We start from the raw sequence: 25,953 nt of genomic DNA, 5'->3' as shown, positions 1-25,953 counted from the left end.
CTAACCCGCTGGCCAGACCGCATTGCCCCGTTGTCGTGGAGAACCGTAGGTTTTGAGGTGCAGAACCGTGGATAAGTATGCTCTCGACATAGCGTATCGGTCCCGATTTTCCAAGCAAGACGAGAGCATGGGAATCCTGGCGTTCAGCTCGGCCTTGGTGACTGGGCCCCGCTGCAGCTCAGTGATCGCCTCGCACGCCGTTCGTATCATGCTGAGCAGCCGAGAATCTCGAGCCTCCCAGTCAATGAGGTATTTTTCCACTTTGGCCGGTTTCACGAAGGTCTGCTCGTTGGCCATCAACCATACTTTGTCGTTTCTATAAAGCCACGCATAGATAGAAGGAATAGTGTTTCTCAAAGCCTGGACCCCTAGCTCAGGATGCAAATTGTGTAGGTCTTGCCACTGCGCTCTGTGCTCAGCTAGCTCCCGGCTGTTCGTGGCAGCAATAGCCAGTGCATTTGTATCTGGATGGGCGCGCAACAACCTGTTGATCGTCGAGACCGAGATCTGAAACTCTTCACAAAGCTCCTGTTTCGGAATGCCCTTGCCCAGTTTTGAGAGCAGAACCTCTTTAAGCTGGCCTTTTAATCGTTTGGGCCTTGGAGTGTTTTTGGCTGGAGTCGCAGCGTTTGAAAGCGAGACACGCCCATCAGGTTTCTGCGATGGAGTGCTTGCGACTTGCTGAGCTACTCTGGTCACTTCAGCGCCGTAGGCTTTGAGAAACGACTGCAAGTCATCGAATAGCCAATCAATAAGCACCAGATGCTTCAGAGGGTGAATGCTTCTGCGGGGGGTACGGGTAAGCTGGTCCATAAATGACTCAGTGCTTTTCTCGTCTTGCGGCAAGGATTCAAACAGATGAAAGCGGCGAAGAGGCTCTATGCGATCAAGAAGCGATGCAGATCTGTCTCCTTGGAGTAGAGCTGTTCGATAGGTCGCAGCGACGGTGCAAGGGTCAAAAGACGTAACTCGACCTATGGTCGCGAGATCGATGACATTGTTCGCCAAGGCCATAAAAGCTGCGCGGGACCAGAGTTTCTGTGATGACGCCTGTTGGATTAGGCAGTTCTTGGTAGGCAGCGACCATTCGAACCGTCCCGACCACCGTCTACTTTTGGTGGATGCCATGAGCCAAGCTTGATGGTGTGGACATATCATCACACCCGGATATTGGTGTGTAAGGTGCCAGTACGCTACGCCATGATCATATACATCTTCACGCATGCAGCACAGGCATGCCTTCAACGGGTGTTCAGCGCCGAAGCCACTTGATACTAAGCCTAGTCGATATTTAAGCGAATCAATCCGATCGCTTTTTATAGTTAATATTGCATCTTCAATTTTATTTTGATTTTGAAAGGGAATAAATAGTGAAAATATTGTGTGATATAAGAGAATCGATTCCGCGCTTCCCCAGTAGTGAAATCCAGTTTGCTCTAAAGCCGCTATTCCGCAAGGAATATCATGTTTTATAAATTTCTCAGATAGGCCCAGCACGGCAGTCGATGTGGTCGCATGGTCTAGGTTTCCCATTACCAGGTGCTGTCGACTGCACAAGCTGAATAAGGTTTCGTCGGGTAGCCAGTCCAGTCGAGGGAATGGCTCGATCACCCATTTCTGAGCTGATGCGGCGCTCATGGTACCTCCGAGTCGAATCAGAGGAGACGAGTGTAGCGGCTGGAAATCAGTCCTACGGATCGATTTCGCCTAAACAGGCGGCTGGTTATTCGTGAATCTTTGGTCTCATAACTGGTGGAATTTACCATTCATTTTTTATCACCTGACCATCTATGAACGCCGGTTTTTGGCCTTCAAAGCACCGAATACACTGAAAAGGCAGCACGAATGCGCCGGCGGAGGCGCAACTTAGCTGCTTTATTCTAGTTGTCAACTGCCATTTTTCGGCGGTACCATGCATCGTTAAACGGCGTTACTGAGGGCAATACACAAATCTGAAAGTGTATTACCAACAGCCGATGCAAGTTTTGCCTTATGGGAGTAGCGGCTCCTATAAAAGTGCAGCTAGCTGAAACGATATAGTTTGCTGGCCTATTACTTAGGTCTGAGGAAAAAATCATGGAATCTGGTTAGAAAACCCAGGAGCCAGACAGACAAAGGCCCAAGTGTGACCTTGGGCCTTTGAGGATAAGTCAGCTTTCGACTCCTGACGAATCCATTGTCTATCCCCTCGCGTAGGGCGTCAAGCCCTGCACGGCTCCGCTCGTCTCCAGAAAAGTATACTGCGCGTGGTGTAGTCATGGCCATGCCCGCGCTATTGGATGGCTTATTCATCCGATGTAGGTGGACTGGTATGCGTCGCCTGCTATGGATTGAATGGATGGTAGATAAGATAAGTGGATCTAAAAAAATCGTTACTCCGCATAACAGGTCGACAAGGCTGCTTCGAATGGGGAGATAACTACTTAGCCGGAATTTATGCAGTCCCTGGTGAAGCGCCCAAGGGCTCTCGTATATGCCGGCTTAATAGCAGGAAGCTTGGACGAGCACTACATCTTCTTTCTACCCCTGAAAGAATCTTCGCACAACTGGCTCTTTATAATCCCGACGTGTTCGAGTTACATGAGCAGAAAATACTCAGCCCAATTCCGCAAGTTCACCCTCTTCAAGGTAACCCCTTAGCTGCTGGACTGAAACTTCTGCCAGTGAAGGGAACATCATTGGTGGCAGAGGAAATCGGTCTTAAGCACGCTACTGCAGTCATGACCTACGATGATGGTGAGCGCGAGAGGGTTCCCCACCCCTACTTGGGCGATCTGCTTCTGTACATCCACCCGCAAGGCTCGGCCCCCTATGCTGTGAACTGGACAGTAAAGTTGAGTGCAATGGATTTTGATGAGGTCGCTCGGGGAAGTTTAAAGAGCTTGGCGAAACAGAAAGAAAACCGCGAGAAGGCTCGCTTGCGCCATGCCTTGGAAGAGGTTTATTACCACAGTGCAGGCATCAGGACTGTGAGGGTATCCAGGGATATGCTGGATCCAGTGCTAGTGGCCAACTTAGATCTTCTGTATGGCTACCATGATCGCGAGATCAGCCTCGAATCGAATGTTCTCGAGGATTTCTCACACGATATAGAAGACTGTGTCGCTCATGGGAGACCAGTAGCTTCTGTTGCCTTGATGTACGGACAGCGGTGGGGACGGCGTGATCTGTTTCTGACGAAGATCTACAAAGACATATGGGAGCGCAAGCTTTCGGTCAGCTTGTTTGACCCGGTCCTTATTGATCATCCATTGGTGACGGATGCGCCGGATGTCCTGCAGGTCTATAGCTCACTTTTTGCCGGTTTGCCCGAATGATCACCGGTTCCAGGCTGAAAGCGCCTGAAGGATTCAAAGGGCTTAAAAAGGATGTCGAATACTATTTCCTTGCAAGTGACGGCAGGGCAAACAGGGCACGCCTTGTATTCTTTGATGATGAAGGAACCACTGCAAGTTTGCTAACGCTTTCCCGGCCTGAATTTGATTTGGCCCTGACCAATGGTGATCTTGTGGAACATGGTAGTGACGCCACACCTCCTTGGTTGAAGGCGATCAGGGATATTTCAGTAGATCAATTGGAAAAAGACCGGGTAAGGGCAACGAAAAGCTATGATGAAATGGTTAACAAGCGCTACCTCGCCATAGCCGATTTGGTAGACGATTCCGAGGAGATACTGTCTAGCGAAAATCCCGAATCGATCATCAACGCCCATGCTGTCAATCAGTCACCCTCTCAGAATGCAGTTCGGTTGAGATTTTGGTTTTTTAGCTATCTGGTGTTCGGTCGCTCGAAGTGGGCGCTTATGCCCAAGTTTGACCGCTGCGGGAGAGGCAAGAGGGAGCAGACCGCAGACGGGAAAATTTTGGGAAGACCGCCTAAGTCAGGACCTAAAGCCCGGTTTCCGGCTACGCCCGAAATGCAGGCTTCGATACTGGATGGCTTCATCAAATACAACGATAAAACCAAATCTGACGCTGAGATCTTTGGTGCCGTGCTGGTGGGTGAATTCGGTTGTGTTCCTTTTACAGCATCGACAGGTAACAAGACGTTCTATCATCCCGAAGGTAAGCCTTTCCCCACCAAAGGACAATACGATTATTACCTAGGTCAGTCGATAAGCACGAAGTCGTATAGGAAGGCACGTAGGGGGCCCAGCGGAGCTAGAGCTAAGTCCGGGTTTGTTGGAAGTTTTGCTCAACATTTGGTTAATGTAAACCAACTGGTTGAGTTTGACGGCTATAATCCAAAAAATAAGATATCTGGCTTGCTCGAAGGATCCGCTATGGATTCGGCCTGCATAGTTCGAGGTGTGTGTGGCCAGTCTGGTGCTGTAGTCGCCTTGGGTTTTTCCGAAAACAAAGAAAACATGGAAGCCTACCGCATGGCCCTGTTCTCGATGGCCGTTAGCAAGGTCAAATTTGCGTCGTTGTTCGGCCTGACGATCAGAAAAGAAGACTGGCCCACTTACGGTCTGCCGCAAAACATCGTGTTCGACCGTGGGCCAGGCTCTACCATGGGCGTACCGATTCGTTCAGAAGCAGTGGCCCGTGGCGAAATGATGAGCTGGTTATCCAGACTTGAGTTAACTCCTACTCACTCGGGTCAGTCGAAAGCAACAGTTGAGTCGTCACATCCTAGGACCAAATCTGACAATGATCAGCCAACACACTTTCATAGCTCGCTCAACTTTGTAGAGATATGCAAGCGGCATATTCTGCAAGCTATTTACGATAATCATGTTTCAGATGCTGAAGGAAGGATGACACCTGAGATGCTGGAGGTGGGCTTCAGTCCCACCCCACATAATATTTACAAGTTCTATAGTGATCTTGGTTACGATTCCGGCACGGAGGTAAGCTTTGACTACGCCGTGAGAGAATTCCTGACACCTCATCCGGCGCACATCAAAAGGAGTGGGGTTTATTTTTATGGTCGTAAATACAATTCATCAAAGCTGATTGACACCGGGGTTTTTGACCGTATCGCGCTTAATGGCCAGATACCGGTCACAGCTTATGTGATGACCATGTGTGTCAGACATATCTGGATTGAATTAGAAGGCGTTTTGTACGAGTTGGACTTTGTAAAGCCGGCGAGTGTACATCCCAGCAGCGTCGACATTTCGCTGTCGGATCTTCAAGTGCTCAATGAGAATCGGCTGCGCGGCAATGCCCAGCGTCGTGAAGAGAAGCCTGTAATCCTTCAGGATCGCAATGCCCAATTTCTTCATGCCACAGGCAAAGCTTGGGACAGTGGTACCCGCAAGCCTGGGCGTCCTGCGAAGGACGGAGCGGCTGAGCGTGATGCCGCCGACCAGAAGCGGTTGATGGGGAAAGGCAATGACTAACATCTTTTCTGCGCGCTTTGATGGATTGGATTCGCTGGCTGATATTCGGCGTTTGATTACAGCGCAACCTGATCCGGTGACCGGACTTGAGGATTTGAGTCCAGCGTTGGCTGCTGAGCGTTTGTCAGAGGTACTGAAGACGATTTTCCTTCCCAATCAGTTTTCTTTGGATTTCATCAAAGACTGCATTGATCGTGCACGCAGCTTTTCAACTGAGAGTTTCTCCTCGGACCAGCAATATCAGAGGCGGCTGTACCATCCCCCGGAAAATGAGGCATTTCCTATATGTCTCACCGGGCTCGCTGGCGTTGGTAAGAGCCAAACTATCAGTGCGCTGATGAAGGTGATGCCTGGACCTGCACTCTACACATCTGCCCATTACCATGAGCCACATAACCTCGTTTCGTATTGGTACGCCAGCGCAAGGGGGAAGGCTGGCGGTAGACAGTTGTTGGAAGACTTCCTTGGCGGCGACGCAACAGGGGTGAGAGCGAACACGTCCAAGCTTCTGACCGAGTGCCGGCGTAGGGTCAATCGTGATGGTGTATCACTGATGGTGCTCGAAGAAATGCAGCATCATAGCACTGGGCAAGGCGTAGTCCGGGTGACGGACATATTGCTCACCATGGCCGGGCTTGGGGTTCCTATGATCTATGTGGCCAACTACAGCCTGGGTCACAAATTGCTGACAAGGAACAGTGAGGACAAGCAACGGCTTCTCTCTGAACCCCGGGTCATGCTGCCGGACCATCCTGACTCGAAGGCCTGGAAGGATTACGTTCTAGAATGCATACGGGTAAGCGGGCGGCGCGTATCTGCAGATCCGAGTGCCTTGGCACATGAGCTGTATCGCTGGACGTTCGGTATAAAGCGCCTGGCGGTTCAACTGATCAAGGTGGCGTATCTTGAAGCCCGTGCAGCCCGTCGCCATACGATTACTTTGGAGGACGTCAACAACGCATACCTTTCAGCCGCTTACTCCAGCAGTAGGGACGACGTTGAAGAGCTAATTCGCCTCAGCGTTCATAAGAACAAAACCAGGGTCAGGCCTGACCTTCGTTGCCCGTTCCCGGTGCCGATGCCATCAAACGTCTTGAGCTTTGCCAAGGACGATCGTGCTTTACGTGTGAGCGAGAAGGTTTTTGTTTCATCCCTTACAGCTGAGGAGCGCAAGACTTTCGAGCAGCTCCATCCACCGGGTTCACCGTCCAATCTCCCTTCGAAGCCCAAGCGAGAGAAGAAACCGGCATTGCCCGCGCAAACTCGGGAAGGCTTAGAGGATGCGTACAGCCGACTGCTCTCAGAGTCCAAAGGGTCACCTAAGCCCAGAGGGCCTGCAAAGTAAGCGCTACAAGGGGGCTGGGGAGTAACGGAACAGAAAGTGCACTTAAGCCCAGCACCTTCCCGCCTCCTACTCTGCCTTTGGTTTGTTCCGAACGTTGGCTGTACATTATCAGCATGTACAGCCCATTTCGGGTGGGGCGCGCTTTACCTTCATGTCGTAAGCCACGGACTCGGCGTGGTAGGCGACAAGACTAGCGTCAACGAGCTACTAGCCCGACTCAAACCTACGTAAAGAAGGCAGCGATTTTTCTCTGCCGCAGAGAAGTGATGTCTATCACAGGGCATCAGCAACACATTGGCGCATTCAAGACCTTTTGCCTTGTGGATGGTACTGATAGCGCGGGGCGGTATGGACGGTTGCATTTGAGCTCTACGGCTACTTAGCTGGGTGTAGCCTTGCTCCGGATCATCGAAACTTCCCAGCTGGAGTGCCTCATAAAACTCACGTCGAAGATCTATCTTCACGCCGCTGAAGGCCTCTTCATCCTTGATAAATCCATGTAACAAGGTTAGAGCTGTTCCGACCCCCTTATGGTCAGGCGCTTCCAGAATAGAACGTGCGAGTCGTTGGATTAACGCTGGCTTTCCACGGCATTTAGCCTCGCACCCTGTTTGGACTTCCTGCTTCAACCTATTTCCAAAGCCAGACGGTGTGAAGCCGATACCAACCTCTCCAACGAAATCGCAAAAGGTTTCCGCCAACGCATGAGCGTCTCCGACCTGCTGACGGCAACGAATCGCGAGCAGTGATAACGCCGATCTGGTAAAGCCTTCCCAAATAGGAATGGTGCGCCACCACATAGCATTCAGGCCGCGAATTGTCGTGTTGTGAGCGGAAAGGATGAGAAGACCACCATCCCTTTGCAATACGCTTCTGATCTGCCGTCCTTCGTCTGTGGAGACCTGGTATTGCCCATGCCGCTGGGCTTGGTTATCTGCGTAGATTATTGAAAGGCCTTGCGGAAGCCTCCCTCGCAAATCGATAGCGTTTCCCTGTCGTAGCGTCTCACGCGCCCCCAGAATCCACTCGCCCAACGTGCGAGACCCTCGATCCCATCGATGTGGATAGTCTAGAAGCTCTACCGCGTTGCTTGCTTCCTGGAGATGCGCCCACCGGGCCGCCGTTTCCGCGTCAGAACCGTAGATAGCTTGCATCGGATCTGCAAACACTAGCAACCGCGATCCGGCGCTACCGATAGCCATGATGACGCCATGCTGTCCCTCGCTAGCGTCTTGGTGCTCATCGCAGATAACAATGGGATAGCGACTTGCCAGCGCACCGCATATCGCAGAAGAGCGACCTAATAGCGTAGAGACCTTATGAGCAAGCTGATCAAAGCCAGAAGCACCCTGAGCGAACGCCCAAGCAGAAACATCGAATGGCAGATCGAGTACGCGGTGATAAGCCGTCGCGATTTGGACAATGAGCGAGTCAATGGTGCCAATTTGCACCCGGGGGCCTGCTCCTCTGGTTCTGGCCGTAAACACGCTACAAGCGGCGTGGGTATGAGTCAGAATCAAGATTCGCTGTCCCTGTCGGACTGCACTCGCAGCCTCTTTAGCATATTCAGCTGCCTGGAAGGTTTTTCCGCAGCCAGCGGGAGCTTCTATTACGACTAAGCGGGCATCTGAACGAAGAGCGGCTGCAACGGAAGCATCACTCATTGCTCCACCTCTGGCAAAGGCTCAAGTCCAACGCTAGCTCGAATGGCGTTTAGGAATGGAACCATACGTGCCTGCAAAAGTGGCCAGATCCCCAACTCGTGGACCTTTTCAGCCAATTCACGGCCGCCTACTACGGACTTGAACCAGACGGATGAGTGTCCTTTGTAGGGGTTCTTTACGGCTTTTTCAGCATCCACCAAGTGTTCGGGGATCTGGCCGGTAGCAGCAGCAACGATCAAGGCCTTTAATTCTTCATCGGAGCGGTCCGAGATTACATTGAAATCGACAGACTCGATTCCAAGCCTGTCGGCTAGCGTCCTAAGGCGCATGGTGGTTTTTTCTGCGGTCGGGTCTTCGATGAATCGAAATATACGAGCATGAGGGATTAGAGGAATGATGTTTTCTTCCAAGCAACCCCGTTCCCATTGGAAAAGAAGATGTCCAATTCGATCTCTCAGTACTCGCCAGCGCCCATCGAATCGCCCTTCAAAGTCGGCGAAGCCCGCGAATTTCAAACCGCCCGTAGACAGAGCTTCCAACAGGTTTAAAACATTGTCGTTTCCAGTCGCGTCGCTGATGTAAATACCATGATCGCTCCAGTCAGGTACGTATCTGTCCAGTAGCGCAGCCAGAAAACCTACCTCTGTTGCACCCTCAGCAACGATAGTCAGTCTGGAGAGGAACGCTTCTGGGTCAACCGATTGGTGTCGCGCAATTTTACTTTTGGGCAAATTGCCAATGCTGCCGGCCGAATCGATGTACCAAAGGGATGCTGGCTCAGAGGCGCTGACGACGGTGGCGCTGTGGGTCGTAACGAACGCCTGGCCAGCGCCTTCGATAAGCGTTTTCATTAGTTGTCGCTGCCTGTAGGGCTCTAGTCCGCGTTCCAACTCGTCTACGACTGTGATCGGATGGCCGTCCTGTAAGGAGTCCGCAATAGCCAGTGCAGCTAATCGTCGAGTTCCCGACCCCCAGCTGATTAGCGGGAGAGCAACCCCGTTTTTATCTGAGGTCAAGCCGACCAGCGCGTTAACCGACACCCCTGCATTGCCAACAAATGCCAATCCCAACTCGGTTGGAAGCGCTCTACGCCCGAACAGTAAATCCAGCGCATCCAGCTTTTGTCTCGCCGGCTGATCCAGATGCTGCTCAATTTGATCTGCCGCAATCTCCCTGCCCAAGCGTGCACGCAGCCCCCGGTCAGCCAGCAGTCTGTCTAAGCCGGCGCCGTACACTAAACGCAAATCCCGATCGCTGCGATCATCACCGGAGAGCCTAACGACTCCGATGGATCGACGCAGAGCCACTGACAATGAAGCGCAGTTCCCATCGGGCTGCACTATTTCATATGCCAACTCCAGCTCGGCAGTACCTCTCACTCTTATCTTGTAAACGGCCGGTCTAGGTGCTTGCTCCGTATCTCCGGCGACTTCAGGAAGGACGGCATTGCGGCCGTCCCATTCCCATGGCCAAGCCATCGCTCCCTGCTGATTGATAGCGCTTTCGCCGGGTAATGATATAACTGCTTCGATCAGGAATTCGGCTTCAACGTCCCGACTCCAGTAGTCAGTATCCGCCAAAGTGTAGCTGTTGGTAGGGCTGAGCAGGAGTGCAATAGACTCCAGTAACGTCGACTTCCCTACATTACCTCCCCCTAGAATCACGTTGACCCCGGCACTTGGGTGCCATCTTAGCGAGCGAATGCCTCTGAATTTTTCAATTTTGAGATAGTGAAAGTATGCAGCCATGGGTTCCATCCTCTGTTCCCGTTAGGATAGGGCAGCAGTGAAGACCTGTACGCGATATCAGTCAATGGATGGTTATTCCCGAACCACCAGACGTCGCAAGGGGTTGCGGGAAGGTGCTGGGCTTAAGTGCACTTTCTGTTCCGTTACTCCCCAGACCCCTACGACAGCGGTCGCGGGTCCACCCAAGACATTGTCAGTCCTGTGAAGAGGGTGTGGCCTGCAACAGCGCAGGCAACACTTGCTCGGCCGAGCCCGTGAGCATCAGCTCGTTTGGAGACCCTAGGCAAACGTCTGCAATGTTGACGTGGATGACTGTCGCGCCAGATGTCGACGCGATTTCCGGCATATCCGCCGCAGGCCTGACGACTCCTGAGGTCCCGACGGAGATCAGAACGTCGCAATTTTTGACGTCAGACAATGCTGCTTTCCAAGCTCCGGCAGGCAGATCCTCTCCAAACCACACAACTCCAGGTCGGAGTTTCCCATTGCACCGGGTACACCGCGGCGGCTCTACCCATTGTCCTTCTGCAGAAACCTGAAATTGATCAGTCGTGAGTACCGCCGTACGCTTGCAGGCAAAGCAGATCGGATTGATCAAACTGCCATGCAAATGCACGACGTTCTGAGATCCCGCGCGCTCGTGCAGGTCATCAATATTCTGAGTGATAACTGAAACCTGTATGCCGGTGCTCGCCAGGTAGCTAATCGAAAGATGAGCGGCGTTTGGTTGGGCTTGGCCAGCTTGGGAGCGCCGCCACAGGTACCAACCCCAAACCAGTTGAGGGTTCTCTCGAAAAGCCCGTGCCGTTTCCAGCTTTTCAGGGTCGTGTTTCTCCCAAAAGCCTGTGAGCTTGTCGCGAAATGTTGGAATCCCACTTGCAGCAGAGATGCCGGCGCCGGTGAAAAGTACGACCTTTCGAGCGGCGGACAGAGTTGTGATGGCTCTATTCCAGTCGTTCATCTGGAGATTTTCGGGTCTGCAGCGTACACGATTGGAGAGTGATAACTGCTTTCGGTAGAAGAGCTGAAAACCGGACCCATTGGGGACACGTCAGGACCTGACGCCTCTTCGATCCGACCCGCCAGCAGCATCTGAAACGGATTTGGATAGTGACGCAGGAGAGATTTGGCGTCACGGCGTATTCGTTCTGGTAACGAGGAATCTCGAGATAGCTCGAGCAGAAACTCTCCCGTTTGGATGACAGCCCGGGTACGTTCATTTGGCATGGTCACATTGAGGCCCTCTGAAACATGGCGCAGCGGCTCCTGCCCCGCAGATCTTCAGTTTAGCTCTCTAAGGTGGTCTGAGAGCAAAACAGGCCGATCGGCATTTTGCTGCCTCGATGGAAAGGCGACATTCATCGGGCCACCTGTCGGCCCGTCACCCGGCTCCAGGCTTCTAAAGCAACGCCTTTAAGGAGTCCCAGATTCGACTATTGTGACATTTTCCTGATTTTTCGCTGACTCGGCCCCATGAAACCCTTGTAAATTAGGCCTTCCATAGAATACAAACAGCATACAGAACGGAACTTGTTTACAAGTTATATAAATAGCGCTGTGTGACATTGGCATGACGGAGGCAAAATGGCGCAGGATGCGATAGCGAAAATTCTGGCCAAGAACGGCCCGATGCTGAGCAGTGAGCTCGCGAAGATTCTGGAATCTCAATACAACCTGGCTCCTACGGCCGCTCGCAAGCGGGTCGAGCGGGGCTGTGAAGATATGAGAAAGCTGAGCCACCTGATCTTTCCTCACCGTGCCCGCTTTGTGTATCTACGATCCGATTACGGCTCGCCGAAGTTTTTTTCCAATCTGATTGATGCTCTTCAGAAGACGAATAGCGCCTACTACTCAGCCCTCCAAGCCTTGAAAATGCGCTCCAACTTCATGCTGCGGTCTCATTTCCTTATCGCCTGTGGAGCGCCGGTTGCTCAGTTGAAACACGTCTCGGCCGAAAGCCTGCTTGAACGGCTGATCAGCGCGAGTCTGGTCACGGAAGTAGCGCTGCCGGGAGGGGATACATGCGTCGTGAGGTGCGATCAAGAAATGCCTCTCCAAGACGGGAACACGCTGGCCAAACTCAAGGCTCGAAACATTGCAGAGCGATTGGCGCTGATCGCGGTAAAGGACTGGGCACGAAAATTGGGGCTGGTGAGCTACGAGGCCGTCAAAACCCGTGAGGACGATGGGCTAGAGAGGATGCCTCAGGTAGGTACGTTTCAGTGGGATATGGCGGGTCCATCATTTCTGTTTCCGATGCGTTCGTATTCTGAGGCTGCCGGCGTTAAGGGCGGATTTTTTGTCTGCGATATTGCTTTGGATGGACGGGTAACTGCGGAGGAACTGAGTGCGTTCGTCAAGAAATGCGTGACGCTGCGAAGCCTTTCAAAGGTAAGCCGCTGTCTGCAGGTTTTTGTAGCTGAGGAGTTTTCCACCGAAGCATTCTCGCTCCTAAAAGCAGAGGGCATTATTCCTGCCACTACTGAAAGTCTTTTCGGCCTAGAGGTAGCCAGAGCCCTGAAGAGCCTATGCTCATTACTCGAAAACACGGCCAAGCTCTTGGACAGCCCTGAGTCACTGGATCAAGTTTTTAGCGTGCTTTCGCGAATAGAGGGCGCCGGGTCCACCTTGCGAGGAAGTTTGTTTGAGTTCGCAGTTGCTCACATTGCCAAGTCCACGTTCCCGGGCGGCGATCCTGAAGTGAACCGGAAGGTTAAGGACAGCCTTGGCCGGCAGGCCGAAATTGACGTCTTGGTAATCAGGAGGCATCGAGACGTGGTGTTCATTGAGTGCAAGGGAGTACATCCCCTGGGCAATGTTGATGACGCAGAAGTCGCCAAATGGCTCGACAAGCGCATTCCTGTACTCCGCGAAGTGGCTAAGCATCATTCTGAATGGGGATATCTGCCGCAGCGGTTTGAAATCTGGAGCAGCGGTAATTTCACTCCAGAGGCGCTGCTACTGATTTCAAATAGAAACCTTGAAACCGATAAGTACGAAATCGTCGCAAGGAACGCGGATTACGTTTTTGAGCAGGTTATGGCAAGTCACGATGCTGGACTGATCCGTACCTACGAACAGCACTTCATCAACCATCCCATGAGAGAGGTTGAGTTGAGCAGGGGCCGAGCTGCAAGAAAAGCCGAACGAGAGAGAAAGCGAGCCCGCGTGGAACACAGGTCATTCGGGGCGGCCGATCAGCCATCGTAAGCTGATTGGAACCACATTGCTGGTCAAAGGCCTTGAGTATGATCACGCCGTTATTCTTGATGCAGACTCGCTTGATGCGAAGGGTTTGTACGTCGCGATGACCCGAGGAGCGAAATTTCTAACCATCATCGGGACAGCTCGGCATCTACCTGCTTGAATACCTATGAATCGCCCCGGATTCTCTAGACACCTTGCAAGCTCATTGCGTAACGTTTTTCAAACTCTACCGGTGACAGCTGATTGTTGAAACCGTGGCGGCGTTTTGCGTTGTAGAACATCTCGATGTAATCGAACACATCACTACGAGCATCTTGCCGTGAGGTGTAGATTCTCCGCTTGATTCGTTCCCGTTTCAGAAGCTGGAAAAAGCTCTCAGCCACGGCGTTGTCATGACAATTGCCTCGGCGGCTCATGCTGGCAACCAAATTGTTTGCCTTCAAAAAACTGCGCCAATCGGAGCTGCTGTACTGGCTGCCCTGGTCGGAGTGAACCATCACCTCTTGTTTCGGTTTTCGCCTCCAAACCGCCATCAATAACGCATCAATGGCCAAATCACTGGTCATCTGCGACTTCATTGACCAGCCAACGACCTGACGAGAAAACAGATCCAGCACCACCGCCAAATACAGCCAGCCTTCATACGTACGAATGTAGGTGATGTCGGTGACCCAAACCTTGTTGGGTTCCACGACATCGAACTCGCGCTTCAGTAAATTGGGTGAGACGACCGCTGGCTTACCGCCGTACTTTCCAGGGCGACGTCGATACCCTGTCTGAGAGCGCAGACCTTCAAGACGCATCAACCTCGCCACACGATGCCGACCACAATCTTCCCCGACCTCGCGCAGGTCGTCATGGATTTTGCGATAGCCATAAACTCCGCCGCTCTCCAGCCACGAGTGCTTGATCAAACCCAGCAATCGCTGGTCGTCTTTAGCGCGTGCAGATTGTGGCTCAGACAACCAAGCGTAATAACCACTGGGATGGACTTTCAGCGTCAGGCAAAGCCGTCGAATGGAATAGTCGCCCGCGCGCTGCTTGATAAAGGCGTACTTCAGCCGCACTCCTTGGCAAAGTACGCGGCGGCCTTTTTTAAGATGTCTCGCTCTTCAGTGACCCGCTTGAGTTCCGCTCGCAGACGACGCAGTTCAGCGTGCTGATCATCGTCTTGCTGCCGTTCTGCCTGAGGTTTGCTGTAGCGCTTTATCCAGGCATAGAGACTATGCGTCGACACGCCAAGACGCGCCGCCACATCAGCGACAGGCAGCTTCTTTTCGGTCACTTGATTGACCGCTTGGATTTTGAATTCTTCGGGATAACGTGGGTTGCTCATGGCACCTCCTGATTGGCCTCAGTTTAAGGCATGGAGGTGTCTACGAAACCCGGGGCGATTCAATGTCGAAAATTACGAAGCAACCAACGAGCTCAGAAATTCTTCGCTGCGTGAAAATCAAGCAAAGGGATTGCGGGCGGATATTCGGCGAAATTTTTACCAGAAGGTGATCATCAATCCGCGTATCAATCTGGTGTTACCTGCGATGAGCAATATCCCGCTCAAGATGGAACGCGGCATGGCAAGCTCGGGCCAAGGCATCGCCATCACTTTCTTGTGGATACTGCGTCTTTCGAAATTTATTGCCGAAAGAGAGATCCGCCGCCAGACCGTCAGCCGAGCGCAGCAACAACGAGTGCGCAATCGTGCAACCAATTTCGTCATTTTGGACGGTGCATTTTCGCATCTATCCTCGAAGGAGCTCATCGACGAAACCCTCGACGGGATCCAGGAAATCGCGGGACGGTTTCAGCTAATCGTAACGGGTCATGATCCTGCCTATCAGAATGACTTCAAGCGTTTTCCTACCCTCGTGGTGGCTAGGGTAATGCAAGGACGCTACATGCGCGCGTGGTCCTACATGAATGAAATGGGAGAAAAGGACGCACTCGGGGAAGACAGCCTGGCTACTTTCCAGACGATTCGGGTCGCCACGCGGTCCCCGGGCTTGACCCCTTGCTCGCGCAGAAAGTTGCCGAAGCCTGCCGCGTGGGCTTGCAGCTCGCGAAACGTATAGCGCGCGGCACGGCCATCCTGTGCTTCGCAATACAGCGCCACTGCATCGCCCTCGGCGTGCCGGTCGCAGCATTCGATACAGGCATTCATGGCAGTGAGCCCACCCTGCAGCTCCCGAGCGGCGAGCTGCAGATAATCGAAAGAGCTAACGACGGATTCATAATCACGCATAACGACATCTGGTCTTTATTGTTGGAAGAGGGTCTGCAAACACATTGGCCTGGCAGGCGGTTTCAGCGGTTCAGCTCTCCATCATGTCGGCGGCTTGCTGGGTGGCCTGGCTGGTGCGGGTGGCCAGCTTGCGCACTTCATCGGCGACCACCGCAAACCCGCGCCCGGCGTCACCCGCCCGCGCCGCTTCGATGGCGGCGTTGAGCGCCAGCAGGTTGGTCTGGCTGGCAATGCCCTGGATGGTGGCAACAATGTGCGTCAGCTTGCTGAGGGTTTCCTGCATGACCCGGTGCTGTTGCTCCTGGGCCTCGCGCATCGCACTTTCTTCATGCCTGGCGTGGATGTCGGTGATGGCGCCCACCACCCGTTGCGGTGAACCATCCGCTGCGCGGCGCGTCTGGCCACGTCCGCGAAACCAGCGGTAGGTGCCGTTTTGGTGCTTGAGCCGATAGTCCACATCGAACGGGGTTTTGCCGCTGCGGTCCTCGACATGCGCCACAAATGCCGCGATGGCCCGTGCGCTATCCTCGGGATGCAGGCGCGAGGTCCAGCTTTCCAGGGTGTTGGGAAACTCCTCGACCGTGGAGCAGCCCAGCAGCCGGCGCATTTGCGAAGACCACCAAATGACATTGTTCGGGTTCGCCGGATCGCCGGCCACCACCTCGATATCCCACAGCCCGTCATGCAGCATTTCGCGGGAGATCTCGAAACGCGCAGCCGTCAGCTCGAGTTCCTCGTGCCGGGTGTACTGTTCGTGAATGTCCTGCAGGCTTCCGCCCACGGCGACCGCCGCGCCTTGTGCATCGCGGCGCGAATGACCGCGCAGCCTGCGCCAGCGATAGTCGTCTCCCGGCACGGGCGCCATGCGCACGTCCAAGGCAAAATCTGTACGCCCGCTGCGATCGGCCAGGTGCAGTTCCAGGGCTGCCGGAAAGCGTTGCCGGTCAGCCGGATGCAGCTGTTCAATCCACCGCGCCAATGAGTCAATCGATGGGTGCTCGGGCGAGCAGCATCCGCTCCAGCGCACCGTACAGGTCGGTGCAAGTGTGTTCCCGTCCAGCTCAAGCTCCCAAAACAAGGCATCAGCCCCTTGGGTAATCAGTGCCAGGCGGTTTTCCAGTTGCTGCAACAGCTTTTCGCGCGCGGCAAGGCCTGTGCTCAATTCGGCGACATCCAGCGTCAGCGTGCGCGCCTGCTCCTTCAGGGCGCGCCGTTCCCGCAGCAGGTGCTCGACGCCTTCCAGGATGCGTCGCAACAGCGGGTTGCTCGACGATAAAGGTGTGCTCGCCTGGTCCGGCTGGTCGAGTCTGTCGGCGAGCGGCGCCAATACCAAGCGGCTGGTCCGGTTGAAAAAAATCATACAGCACCTCCTTGAATGGGATCCACCGCCGGGGCGACTGCGGACATGGCAGCGGCATCAAATGCGGCCGCCCCCGGCAGTGCCTGCCAGACCGGTGGGCCGGCGGCGATTTCTTCGACGCTCAGCAGGCAGTTGTCGAGTTCGCGCTGCAACCTGTCCGTATCCATGCCCTGGCCAATGAAGACCAACTCCTGCCGGCAGTCGCCGACAATACTGTCCCACTTGGTCATGAGGCTCTGCAGGCGGTATTCGTCTCGCGGCCATTGCGCCGGTTCGACGAAGTGCCACCAACGGCCGACATAGCCCCACTGGAACTGCCTGGCGCTTTGCACCAGCAGGCCGGTTTCCAGGTGACGGCTGGCCAGCCAGAAATAGCCCTTGCTGCGCAGCAAGCGACCGTTGCACCAAGGCCGCTGGAGAAAGTCGAGCAAGCGCTGCGGATGAAAAGGCGCGCGCTCGCGGTACACCCAGGACGTCACGCCATAGGTTTCCGCCTCGGAAGCCGCTGCGTCGACAGCGTCCATTTTCTTCATCCAGCCCGGCGATGCCGCCAGGCTGGGCAAATCGAACAGATGGGTGCCGAGGAGGGCGGCCAACGCCACCCGACCGTGGGCCATCGGCAGGATGCGTGCGGACGGGTTGAGGCTGGCGAGGATCGAACGCAATGCCAGGTAATCCTGCTCACCGATCAGGTCCAGTTTGTTGACGAGAATGACGTTGGCGTATTCCACCTGTTCGATCAGAAGGTCTGCCAGCGGGCGTGCAGGCGCGCCCTCGGTATTGTCTTGCGCAACGCTGTCGCACGATTCCAGCAGTGCCTGAAACTGGCTGCCGTCGACTACCGTTACCAGGGTGTCGAGCCGCGCCAGTTCGCTCAGGCTGAAGCCTTCTGTGTCGAGGAAGGCGAAGGTCTCCGCGACCGGCATCGGCTCGGAAATCCCGGTGGACTCAATCAGCAAGTAATCGAAACGCTGCTGGCGTGCCAGGGCGCTGATCTGCTCAAGCAAATCGGCGCGCAGCGTGCAGCAGATACAGCCATTGCTCATCTCGATAAGTTCATCGCTGCCACGCTGCAGCGATACGTCGCGCTGCACTTCCTGGGCATCGATATTGACGTCGCTCATGTCGTTGACGATCACCGCTACTCTCAGGCCTTCGCGATTGCGCAGAATATGGTTGAGCAGGGTGGTTTTTCCGGCGCCGAGGAAGCCCGAAAGTACCGTCACCGGTAGTCGGCCCGACTGGGCGCCGGTTATCATGCGTTCACCGCTTGTGCAGGGCTGGCCTTGTCCAGGTAGCCTTCGAAAAGGTCGACCACCACGAACCCATCATCCGCCGCTTCCCCCCACAGGTCTTTCACGCGGAACTCGACGTGGTAGGTAGGCTGATGCGCCGCGCTCGTATCGCCATGGCCAATCGCGTCGGGAAACGGCCACTTCGCCGATGTGCGGTGCAGCACCACACCCTCTTTGCCACGCACGTAAGCCGGCATGCGCACATGCCCTGCCACGTACTCGTCGCGAACCACCACACGGTCGCCCACTTCGAACGGCGGCCTCCCGGTCAGTGCCGCGCGACCTTTGGCATGGGCGGGGTTGGCCAGCTTGAAGTGCGAGCCCAGCGCCTCGTCGAGCTCCGCCTGGGTGATCACGCCGGTTTCGACCAGCAGGGTGGCGGTGGCGATGACATAGCGTTCGTAGTACTGCGTGCCCACGTGTTGACGCACGTCCAGGCGTTCGACGGCGTGACGCACTTCGTCCACGCTGAACTTCTTCAAGTGATCGACGCCGATGAACATCAAGCTGTAGGCCAGGTGTTCCCAGTCCTGTTTGAACACCGGTGTGTAGCTCAGGCTGTTGATGGTGTGGGGGATTTTGCCAAAGCCCTGGAAACCGCCAAGATCATGAAAGCCATCCATTGTGCATGCCTCTGAAAAGTTAAGAAACAACGCGCCTCGGCTACGCTGCGTGGGGCAGCGCCACACCGATCAGCACATCCTTGGTGATCAATTTTTGCAGCGCCTCTTCATCCATGGCCTCGCTGCCCTTGGGCCTCACCGGCAATACCAGGTAGCGGGTTTCGGCGCTGGTGTCCCACACCTTGACGGTGACGTCATTGGGCAGCTCGGTGCCCAGTTCGCGCAGGACCGTGCGGCCTTCACGGACCAGCCGGGCACGGAATTCGAAGCCCTTGTACCACTCCGGCGGCAGGCCGAGAACGGGCCAGTTGGTGCATGAACACAGGCTGCAGACGATGACGTTTTTGAGTGTCGGCGTGTCTTCCAGGGCAACGATGTATTCTCCCTGTGGGCCGGTGTAGCCGAACTGCGCGCAGGCGGCGGTGCCGTCGCGCAGCAGCAGCTCCCGAAACGCCGGGTCCACCCACGCCCGGGCCACCACCCGGGCGCCGTTTTCCGGGCTCCATTCGTGTGCCATCAGCTGTGTCATCTGTTCTATGTAACCGTCGGGAATCAGCTCCTTTTGCTTGAGCACCTGAAGTAACGCCTGTGCTCGCTCGCCTGGGGTCGAAGTGGTGTGGTCATGGGTTTTCATCGTTGGACTCCTCATCATTGAGCTTCGAAGCAGCGACTGATGGCTTTATTGTTTTTGCGCTTCACGGGGGCGAATCGATTACAGGGTTTTCCAGTCGACGGACGCCTCGAAGGCGGCGGCTGCCTGGTAGATCGTGCCTTCGGCGTAATGCTTGCCCACCAGCATCATCCCGACCGGCAGGCCGTCCACCAGGCCGCAGGGAATCGACATGGCCGGATGGCCGGTGATGTCCTGGGCTGAGGCATTGCCGATCATTTCCAGCGCGCGGGCCACGTATTCGGTAATCGAGCAATCGGCGTGCGGATGGGGCTGGGCAACGATAGGCACGGTCGGCAATACCAGCAGGTCATAGCGCGCCAGTGCCGCGTCATAACCGGCCCGCGCCATGCGCCGCAGGTTTTGCGACTTGGCATAGAAACGCCCGTTGTAGCGATCCAGGCCGTATTGGCCGATGAACATGCACATCTTCAGGGACGCCGACAACGTATCGGCCTGCTCGCGCCATTGCACCTGCTTGTCGAGCAACGCGACGTCATACAGACCTTGCCAGTTAAAGCCGGCCCCATTGCCGTGCATCATCTGCATGGTCAGGCCTTCACAGCCGATGGGCAGCCACAGCGAACCGGCGATGGCGTGTTCGGGCACCGACACCTCTTCGACCTCTGCGCCCAGCCGCGCAAGTTGGGCGATGGCGTTGCGTACCGAAGCGGCGACGCGCGCGTCCTGGTTCGCCAGTGCGAAGCCTTCCTGCAGAATGCCGATCCGCAGCCCTTGCACCCCGCGCTGCAGATAGTCGCTGTAGCTGTCGACCCGTGGCGCGGCCTGGCGTGGATCGAGCCCATCCGCGCCGGCCATGACCTCCAGCATCAACGCGTTGTCGCGCACCGTGGCGGTGATGGGGCCGGCATGGTCGATCGTCGCTTCGATGGCCATGATGCCGGTGTAAGGCACCAGGCCATGGGTCGGCTTCATCCCGTAGGTGCCGCAGAATGCCGACGGAATCCGGATGGACCCGCCCTGATCGCCGCCGACCGCCAGATCGGCTTCGCCCGTGGCAACCAGCGCCGCGCTGCCGGACGAGGAGCCGCCCGACGAAAAGCCTTGGCGGTAGGGGTTATGCACCGGCGCGGGGTCGGAGGTATGACTGCCACCGGACACGCAATAATGCTCGCACGTCGCTTTGCCAATGATGGTTGCCCCCGCATCCAGTAAACGGGTGACGACCGTGGCGTCGAACGACGGCACGAAGCCCTCCAGCGGCTTGGCACCATTCATCATGGGCACGCCGGCCAGCGAGATATTGTCCTTGAGGACGACCGTTTTGCCCGCCAGCTTGCCGGTGCGGGCACCGTTGACTTCGGTGCGTACATACCAGGCATTGAGCGGGTTGTGCGCCGCCGAGGGGCGATAGCCCGGCGTGCGCTCGTAGCGTATCGGCGGGATGCAGTCAGGCAGCGAATCGATCAGATCGTAGGCGTCGAAGCTCGGTTGCATCAAGGCCAGGTATTCGCTGGCCTGTGCGTGGTCGAGCTGCATGTGCAGGTTACCGGCGATATCCAGTAGCTGCTCCAGGGTGGGGCGAACGATTGCCATAGTGAGGCTTTCCTTATCCTAAAGGCCTGTGAGCACGGCGTGCTCGGCAAAAAAATCAGTGGGCCTGGAAGCCAGGATAATCCCGGCCGACCCACTCGGGCTTGGCTGAAAAAGACAGCGGCTTGGTTGAAACGGACAGCTCTCTGTCTGTCTCAAAACACGCGCGCGTAACGCAGGTTCATCCGAAAGTTTTCCCTGGGGCCGTTCTCCACCGAAAGGTCCTTGCCCAACTGCAGTTGGATCTGGTCCTGGGCGGTAAAGAATTTGGTGGCCGTCACGCGAAAGTTGGTCGTGCCCATTTCGTTGTCCTGGTTGACGTGTTCGATATTGGTCTCGCCGGCCCAGGTACGCCCAAAGCCGATGCCGAACGCGGTCGTGGCGTCAGGCATGTAGCGCCCCATCACCTGCGCCGCGTAGGACACGTCCTGCTTGAGGCGGTCGCCATTGGCACCGAAATCGGTGTTATCGCCATACCAGGTCGCGCCGCCTACCAGGTCCATCGCCCAGTGTTCAGTGAAGTGCTTGACGTAGGCGCTCTGCAATTCGAACTTCCAGCGGTTCTCACCGATGTTCAGCGCGTCGTCCTTGTCGTAAGTGCCAGTGGGTACATACACATAGGGCGCGATGCTGAGGGTGTCGCGGGCGTCGTTCAGCCGCCACTTGAGCGGCGCCGTCAGGATCAGGTCGCCGATGCCGCGCGTGCTGCCCAGTGCCGACGCATCGCCGCCGGTGGACACGTGGCCGAAGGGCAACAGGAATTGCGGGTCGATGGTGAGCGTGTCGCTCAACGCGTAAACATGCAGCAGACGCAGGATGCCGACGTCCGAGTTCAGGTTGAAGTCCGAGCTGGCCTTATGGCCGTTGGTATAGGCCGAGTTCGTGGTGGAGTGCTGGTAGTAAATCGCACCGATGGTCGCGCCGACGGGGTATTGCTCGTAATCGCCGGGGGCCACCTCGACGGCGTGCGCCTGCAGCGCGGGCAATACGGTGGTGAGTGTCAGCAGACGGATCTTGTTGTTCATCGCGTATTCCTTGCAAAGGGGGGCCGTGCCGCCTGAAAAAAACGGCAAGCGAGCTGAAGTCCGGGTGGGCTGTAACGCCGCGGGGGCTTAGGCTGACGCCGCTTGCGCGTCGCGCAGCATGCCGGTATGCGGGTGGCAGTTGATGTACTCGAACACCTGGCTTTTGGCGTCCGACACCGACACTTCGTGGTACAGGCGCAACTTTTTCAAACCGGCGGCCACGCGGAAAAACGTCACGAAAATGCGCAGGTGGGTGGGGTGGGATTCGGCCCAGCGTTCGAGTTTTTCGAGTGAGCGCCAGTGGCCGATGTTGTAGCTGACGTCGAGGAAATTGCCGTCCATACCGATATTGCGCACGAACCGATTGCTGTAGCAGCCAAGGGGTTGGCCGTTGTCGCGCAGGAAGTCCATGCCGTCCTGCAGCGTCGGCAGGATTTCATCGAGGTACAGTGAACGTTCGTCCGCTTCGGCATCCGCCCAGTCCTGGCCCGAACGAATCAGCGCAATGTTGTCATGGCCCAGCACCACGACGCGCCCGCCTTTGGCAGGGTCGCCTGCGACGACGCGCAGTTCATCGGACGGCTTCATCCAGTCCGTTTGAGAGATCGGAAAACGATCGCGCATCGAGCCCCAATAACCATGCTCTTCGATTTCCCCGCTGGTGGAGTCCATGACCGCGCCGACACCCGGCAGGTTTTCCTGGAAGGCATACAGGGTTTCGAACTGCTCGGCACGTGGTGCGGTGATCTCACGGAAGTAACCCAGGCCCTCACCGAGACGCTCCGGCGCCGCCCACCAGCCATTCACCTCGGCTGAACGCAGCCAGCGGCAGTGGGCGGCCGGGTCTTTCCAGTAACCCACGACAATCAGATTATCGAAGCCGCTGTTGTCGGTGTGGTGGGTCAAATCGTGGGTCTGCGGGCCATCGGGCAGGCTGAAGCTGCTCACGATATGCCGCATGGCCTGCAATGCAGCCTCGCGTTGCGCCTCGCCTCGATATTGCACACCCAGGTAAGCCATCACCACTTGTTGCAACTGCTCGTCAGCGCGTGCCACCCACATCGGAAACGGTGGCTGGTACTCCTCGGGCACGCGGCGAGACAAGGTGCGCGGACATTTGAGATGTTTGTCGATTGCAGATTCCATGTTGAGCTCCTGGTTATTATCGTTCAGGCATACGGTTCAGGCTTGGCGGTCCCGCGGTTGTCCGCGCTCGGTGACCTGCCGGCGATGCAGCAGCTGCATGACGCCCCATTCGATCCACCAGCAGGTCGACTCTTCCGGCACGAGGTCGCGTTGGTGCAGAAGCCAGGATGAGTCAGACAATCGTTGCGCAGAGTGTGGGTGCATGGTGTGCCTCATCAGCGGGGGTATGAGCGGCTGTGAGGCAGAAATTAGGCTGGCTGGCGATAGGCCGCTTTGTTCATCAGGACAACTGTTTGGCTGGCAAGGACAACACTGCATTGACGGCTCGCCACGAACGGTTTTGGTGCGTGCACGGCCAAAGCCTGAAGACCTTTGCGTCCAAATGGGGAGGGTTTGCTTTTCACCAACTATGCCGCGTGGCGGTGACTTGCAGAGGAGTGACGCCCTTGACGCTCTGCGGGGCTAGGTGATTTCGCCTGGCCTGTTAATTGCTTGATTGCGTTCAAAAGCCAATGAAAATTTTTCGAGCGCTTACTGCACCGGTACCGAGGGACGTGCCATGAACTCAACCATTCAGTATTCGACCCTTGCCGTTTCGGCACCTCGTCGCTTCGATTATTGGAAAGAAGTGGTATGCCGCCATTGCCTGGCGGCCGATAGCCAGCCCATGTCCCAGAGCGGTTTTGACGGTGCGCTCGCAGTAAATCCCATGGGAGATCTGGATATCTGTTCCTTGTCCTCACCCCTGCATTATTGGGAGCGCTCCGCCGGGCATTTGCGCAGCGGTCCGGCTGAAGATATATGGCTGGGTTTCTCTCGAAACGGCTATGGCCAACTTGAGCAGGGCGGGCGCAAAACAACCCTGTCGCCTGGCAATTTATTTCTTTATGACGCAAATCAGGCATTCCGATTCAGCTTTGGTGGTACCGAAAATCACCTGGTCCGAATCCCGCGAGCACTGCTCACCGAGCGCCTGCCACGAATCGCCGACTACACGGCCATGGTCCTTGATGACCGGCGCCCCGGCGTTATGCCATTGCGTGAAATGCTGCGACAGGCCTCAAATACGCCGGCTTCGTTGCAGGATGCGAATATCTCCACCCGTTACTCAAGTGCCATGCTCGATCTGCTCGTTATCAGCCTTGAACTCCAGGACCTCAAGACGACTCACGAGGAACTGGATCTCTATGGCCGTATAATGCAGTACATCCAGCGGCACCTGACCGAGTCGGATCTTTCGATTGAAGTCATTGCCCAGGCCCACCACGTGTCGACCAGAACCGTCACCCGCGCCTTCGCTCGCTATCAGAAAACGCCGGTCGCAGAGATCTGGAAAGAACGCCTGAATGCCAGTCGCGAAGCGATTGAGCGTGGTCAAGTGCGCAGCGTTTCCCAGGCGGCGCTGGACTTCGGCTTTTCCGATTTCTCCCACTTCAGTCATGCGTTTCGAAAGGCATTTGGGGTTGCGCCCAATACCCTGTTACATCGAAATTGATATTCACACCTGAGGAATACTCGGGAATAACAGGACGATAGGTTAGTTGCACACGCAGTACGAGCTTTTCCCAAGACACACCCATCTCAATGCTAACCGGATGCGGTGTTTGGCGTTTCCAAAGTCGTGAAAGTTACCCGGGCTTTAGCCGGTTAGAACAGAGATCGTCCTCGTGGCGGGATGGTAACATCAAGTATGGCGTGAGTGCCGAACAGGGAATAGGAGATGCAGGGACTGCCTATGGTGCCCTCTCGCAAGTCGGTTCGGCAACTTTGGAGGAAGGAGGCGCTGCAGGCTACACTGATGGCTCTGAACGCACGACCAAGATTGAGGATGCTTATCTGGGATGACGGTCGGGTAATCTGTTTGATGTCATTGGCCAGCACGGTATCGACGCTTTATTCGGTCGACAAAATATTGCAGTTGGCGACGGCTTCCTTGTTCAGGGCGACGCCTTCAGTGCGGGCCGCGGCTTCGCCAACGGCCAATACAACCGAGGAGGCGCTTTCTAAGTGGCTGCCCGTAAAGCATTTGATAAGACAGCAGTGTTGCGCATTGGTGTTAAAGAGGGGCTGGCGTGGCGATCTGATGTGGCTTAAATCCGGTAACCATGCTCAGGCCAATACCGAAATGTATGTCGGCACGCTGGAACACTTGGCTGCAGCGGGTACCGTCTGCCTGACGTACATCTACACCACGAATGTTGCTGAACAGTACGCTTCCCCCAGCAGCTTGAGCGTGACGGTATGAAGACCTACAGCGTGTGCGCAACGGGTAATGCGGGCGTGCAAAACCTGTTTTTGTCGGTGAATACGTCAGGCAAAATAAACCGAACGCGGTTTGAGCAAGAGGTCGGCAGCCTCGCGCTTGAATTCAGGAGTAAAGGAGCGGCGTTCTTTGGTCATCTGACACCTCATTCTGGCGAGCATTCTCGCCTAAATGGGTGTCCGGTTTCATTAGACCACTACAGTTCGACGACCGCCGGCGCTGTAATTCGAGCCTTGGCTTGGTTGGGAGAGCGGCGTATAGGTGAGGTGATGGAAACGCTGCGTAAACAGCTGACTCCCCTCGACTGGCAGGCGTTGAGCTCAGTTCGGTCGGTACTGCCATCTTGGATGGCTCTTGCAATCGGTCGAGAGATGGGGTGACAGCTTGCAGCTCGGCGGAATTTCGTGAGGGGCCATTTAAGACCCCTCCAACATGAACTAGGCTACGCCGCCATGCCAGCTGCC

The 25,953-nt window shown here is 55.8% G+C and carries 19 protein-coding genes and 3 pseudogenes; 6 read left to right on the top strand and 16 right to left on the bottom strand.

Features of this window, described 5'->3' with window-relative positions; translation table 11 throughout:
* Positions 1-1,638 carry a TnsD family transposase gene (locus SLW75_RS18640; RefSeq protein WP_257220068.1) on the bottom strand — a complete coding sequence of 546 codons (1,638 nt, stop codon included), beginning with the start codon at positions 1,636-1,638 and terminating at the stop codon, positions 1-3.
* Positions 1,639-2,354: 716 nt separating this feature from the next.
* Between SLW75_RS18640 and SLW75_RS18635 the strand changes: the two genes are divergently transcribed.
* Genes SLW75_RS18635 through SLW75_RS18625 form a run of 3 tightly spaced genes read left to right on the top strand, consistent with a single transcriptional unit; the run spans position 2,355 to position 6,692 of the window.
* Positions 2,355-3,317 carry a hypothetical protein gene (locus SLW75_RS18635; protein WP_223283053.1) on the top strand — a complete coding sequence of 321 codons (963 nt, stop codon included), beginning with the start codon at positions 2,355-2,357 and terminating at the stop codon, positions 3,315-3,317.
* Positions 3,314-5,347, top strand: a complete 2,034-nt coding sequence (locus SLW75_RS18630) for a transposase (protein WP_410935130.1) — start codon at positions 3,314-3,316, stop codon at positions 5,345-5,347. Before SLW75_RS18635 ends, SLW75_RS18630 begins: the two co-directional genes overlap by 4 nt.
* Positions 5,340-6,692 (top strand): transposase, encoded by a 1,353-nt coding sequence (locus tag SLW75_RS18625; protein ID WP_410935129.1) that lies wholly within the window; start codon positions 5,340-5,342, stop codon positions 6,690-6,692. Before SLW75_RS18630 ends, SLW75_RS18625 begins: the two co-directional genes overlap by 8 nt.
* Positions 6,693-6,841: 149 nt before the next feature.
* Here the strand turns inward: SLW75_RS18625 and SLW75_RS18620 are convergent, their stop codons facing one another.
* The 4 genes from SLW75_RS18620 to SLW75_RS18605 form a co-directional block, all read right to left on the bottom strand.
* Positions 6,842-8,356 carry a UvrD-helicase domain-containing protein gene (locus SLW75_RS18620; RefSeq protein WP_099434464.1) on the bottom strand — a complete coding sequence of 505 codons (1,515 nt, stop codon included), beginning with the start codon at positions 8,354-8,356 and terminating at the stop codon, positions 6,842-6,844.
* Entirely contained in the window at positions 8,353-10,104 is a 1,752-nt protein-coding gene (locus tag SLW75_RS18615; RefSeq protein WP_218963386.1) for an ATP-dependent nuclease, read from the bottom strand. Before SLW75_RS18615 ends, SLW75_RS18620 begins: the two co-directional genes overlap by 4 nt.
* 193 nt (positions 10,105-10,297) lie before the next feature.
* Positions 10,298-11,065, bottom strand: coding sequence for an SIR2 family NAD-dependent protein deacylase (locus tag SLW75_RS18610; protein ID WP_410935128.1), 768 nt, complete (start codon positions 11,063-11,065; stop codon positions 10,298-10,300).
* The gene (locus tag SLW75_RS18605; RefSeq protein ID WP_099434470.1) at positions 11,062-11,331 is read right to left on the bottom strand and encodes a BPSL0761 family protein; all 270 of its coding nucleotides are present in this window, start codon (positions 11,329-11,331) and stop codon (positions 11,062-11,064) included. Before SLW75_RS18605 ends, SLW75_RS18610 begins: the two co-directional genes overlap by 4 nt.
* Before the next feature lie 357 nt (positions 11,332-11,688).
* Here SLW75_RS18605 and SLW75_RS18600 point away from each other — a divergent pair, with 357 nt between their 5' ends.
* Complete coding sequence (locus SLW75_RS18600; protein ID WP_410935127.1) at positions 11,689-13,314, top strand: hypothetical protein; 1,626 nt, start codon at positions 11,689-11,691, stop codon at positions 13,312-13,314.
* Positions 13,315-13,496: 182 nt separating this feature from the next.
* Here SLW75_RS18600 and SLW75_RS18595 read toward each other — a convergent pair.
* From SLW75_RS18595 to SLW75_RS18545, 11 genes and pseudogenes are all read right to left on the bottom strand, one after another.
* Positions 13,497-14,647, bottom strand: a protein-coding gene (locus SLW75_RS18595) for an IS3-like element ISPsy29 family transposase (protein ID WP_103751208.1) whose coding sequence is annotated in 2 segments (ribosomal slippage) — positions 13,497-14,413 and positions 14,413-14,647 — 1,152 coding nt in all. Because the reading frame shifts where the segments join, the coding sequence is not laid out codon by codon here.
* 576 nt (positions 14,648-15,223) lie between these two features.
* Positions 15,224-15,472, bottom strand: a complete 249-nt coding sequence (locus SLW75_RS18590; RefSeq protein ID WP_410935189.1) for an AMP-binding protein — start codon at positions 15,470-15,472, stop codon at positions 15,224-15,226.
* 160 nt (positions 15,473-15,632) lie between these two features.
* A pseudogene (locus tag SLW75_RS18585) lies at positions 15,633-15,914 on the bottom strand (methyl-accepting chemotaxis protein); the annotation flags it as partial.
* Positions 15,915-15,917: 3 nt separating this feature from the next.
* Positions 15,918-16,244: pseudogene (locus SLW75_RS18580) on the bottom strand (PAS domain-containing protein); the annotation flags it as partial.
* 665 nt (positions 16,245-16,909) lie between these two features.
* The gene (locus tag SLW75_RS18575; RefSeq protein WP_410935126.1) at positions 16,910-18,172 is read right to left on the bottom strand and encodes a GTP-binding protein; all 1,263 of its coding nucleotides are present in this window, start codon (positions 18,170-18,172) and stop codon (positions 16,910-16,912) included.
* Positions 18,169-18,831: a nitrile hydratase subunit beta gene (nthB, locus tag SLW75_RS18570; protein WP_410935125.1), complete on the bottom strand. Its 663-nt coding sequence runs from the start codon at positions 18,829-18,831 to the stop codon at positions 18,169-18,171. Before nthB ends, SLW75_RS18575 begins: the two co-directional genes overlap by 4 nt.
* 40 nt (positions 18,832-18,871) lie before the next feature.
* The gene (gene nthA / locus SLW75_RS18565; protein WP_410935124.1) at positions 18,872-19,465 is read right to left on the bottom strand and encodes a nitrile hydratase subunit alpha; all 594 of its coding nucleotides are present in this window, start codon (positions 19,463-19,465) and stop codon (positions 18,872-18,874) included.
* Between the two features lie 78 nt (positions 19,466-19,543).
* Positions 19,544-21,058, bottom strand: a complete 1,515-nt coding sequence (locus SLW75_RS18560; protein WP_410935123.1) for an amidase — start codon at positions 21,056-21,058, stop codon at positions 19,544-19,546.
* Between the two features lie 152 nt (positions 21,059-21,210).
* A complete protein-coding gene (locus tag SLW75_RS18555; protein WP_410935122.1) occupies positions 21,211-22,080 on the bottom strand; it encodes a transporter in 870 nt (289 codons plus the stop codon).
* A gap of 87 nt (positions 22,081-22,167) precedes the next feature.
* Complete coding sequence (locus SLW75_RS18550) at positions 22,168-23,226, bottom strand: phenylacetaldoxime dehydratase family protein (protein ID WP_410935121.1); 1,059 nt, start codon at positions 23,224-23,226, stop codon at positions 22,168-22,170.
* 36 nt (positions 23,227-23,262) lie between these two features.
* Complete coding sequence (locus SLW75_RS18545) at positions 23,263-23,430, bottom strand: hypothetical protein (RefSeq protein ID WP_410935120.1); 168 nt, start codon at positions 23,428-23,430, stop codon at positions 23,263-23,265.
* Positions 23,431-23,785: 355 nt separating this feature from the next.
* Between SLW75_RS18545 and SLW75_RS18540 the strand changes: the two genes are divergently transcribed.
* Together SLW75_RS18540 and SLW75_RS18535 are read left to right on the top strand one after the other, a co-directional pair.
* Positions 23,786-24,721 (top strand): helix-turn-helix domain-containing protein, encoded by a 936-nt coding sequence (locus SLW75_RS18540; protein WP_410935119.1) that lies wholly within the window; start codon positions 23,786-23,788, stop codon positions 24,719-24,721.
* A 58-nt stretch (positions 24,722-24,779) separates the two neighbouring features.
* Positions 24,780-25,556: pseudogene (locus tag SLW75_RS18535) on the top strand (hypothetical protein); the annotation flags it as partial.
* Between the last annotated feature and the right edge of the window lie 397 nt (positions 25,557-25,953).

Origin of the sequence: Pseudomonas sp. W5-01, assembly GCF_046540435.1 — a bacterium.
Classification (GTDB): domain Bacteria; phylum Pseudomonadota; class Gammaproteobacteria; order Pseudomonadales; family Pseudomonadaceae; genus Aquipseudomonas; species Aquipseudomonas graminis_B.
The sequence above is the reverse complement of the archived record's forward strand: the minus strand, read 5'-3'. Positions and strand labels throughout refer to the sequence as shown.

Excerpts from the sequence above, each read along its gene's own strand:
- SLW75_RS18545 (WP_410935120.1), bottom strand. The coding sequence starts at position 23,430 with ATGCACCCACACTCTGCGCAACGATTGTCTGACTCATCCTGGCTTCTG.
- SLW75_RS18620 (WP_099434464.1), bottom strand. The coding sequence starts at position 8,356 with ATGAGTGATGCTTCCGTTGCAGCCGCTCTTCGTTCAGATGCCCGCTTA.
- SLW75_RS18550 (WP_410935121.1), bottom strand. The coding sequence starts at position 23,226 with ATGGAATCTGCAATCGACAAACATCTCAAATGTCCGCGCACCTTGTCT.
- SLW75_RS18590 (WP_410935189.1), bottom strand. The coding sequence starts at position 15,472 with ATGAATGCCTGTATCGAATGCTGCGACCGGCACGCCGAGGGCGATGCA.
- SLW75_RS18630 (WP_410935130.1), top strand. The coding sequence starts at position 3,314 with ATGATCACCGGTTCCAGGCTGAAAGCGCCTGAAGGATTCAAAGGGCTT.
- SLW75_RS18555 (WP_410935122.1), bottom strand. The coding sequence starts at position 22,080 with ATGAACAACAAGATCCGTCTGCTGACACTCACCACCGTATTGCCCGCG.
- nthB (WP_410935125.1), bottom strand. The coding sequence starts at position 18,831 with ATGGATGGCTTTCATGATCTTGGCGGTTTCCAGGGCTTTGGCAAAATC.
- SLW75_RS18640 (WP_257220068.1), bottom strand. The coding sequence starts at position 1,638 with ATGAGCGCCGCATCAGCTCAGAAATGGGTGATCGAGCCATTCCCTCGA.
- SLW75_RS18610 (WP_410935128.1), bottom strand. The coding sequence starts at position 11,065 with ATGAACGACTGGAATAGAGCCATCACAACTCTGTCCGCCGCTCGAAAG.
- SLW75_RS18540 (WP_410935119.1), top strand. The coding sequence starts at position 23,786 with ATGAACTCAACCATTCAGTATTCGACCCTTGCCGTTTCGGCACCTCGT.
- SLW75_RS18600 (WP_410935127.1), top strand. The coding sequence starts at position 11,689 with ATGGCGCAGGATGCGATAGCGAAAATTCTGGCCAAGAACGGCCCGATG.
- SLW75_RS18575 (WP_410935126.1), bottom strand. The coding sequence starts at position 18,172 with ATGATAACCGGCGCCCAGTCGGGCCGACTACCGGTGACGGTACTTTCG.
- SLW75_RS18625 (WP_410935129.1), top strand. The coding sequence starts at position 5,340 with ATGACTAACATCTTTTCTGCGCGCTTTGATGGATTGGATTCGCTGGCT.
- SLW75_RS18605 (WP_099434470.1), bottom strand. The coding sequence starts at position 11,331 with ATGCCAAATGAACGTACCCGGGCTGTCATCCAAACGGGAGAGTTTCTG.
- nthA (WP_410935124.1), bottom strand. The coding sequence starts at position 19,465 with ATGAAAACCCATGACCACACCACTTCGACCCCAGGCGAGCGAGCACAG.
- SLW75_RS18615 (WP_218963386.1), bottom strand. The coding sequence starts at position 10,104 with ATGGCTGCATACTTTCACTATCTCAAAATTGAAAAATTCAGAGGCATT.
- SLW75_RS18560 (WP_410935123.1), bottom strand. The coding sequence starts at position 21,058 with ATGGCAATCGTTCGCCCCACCCTGGAGCAGCTACTGGATATCGCCGGT.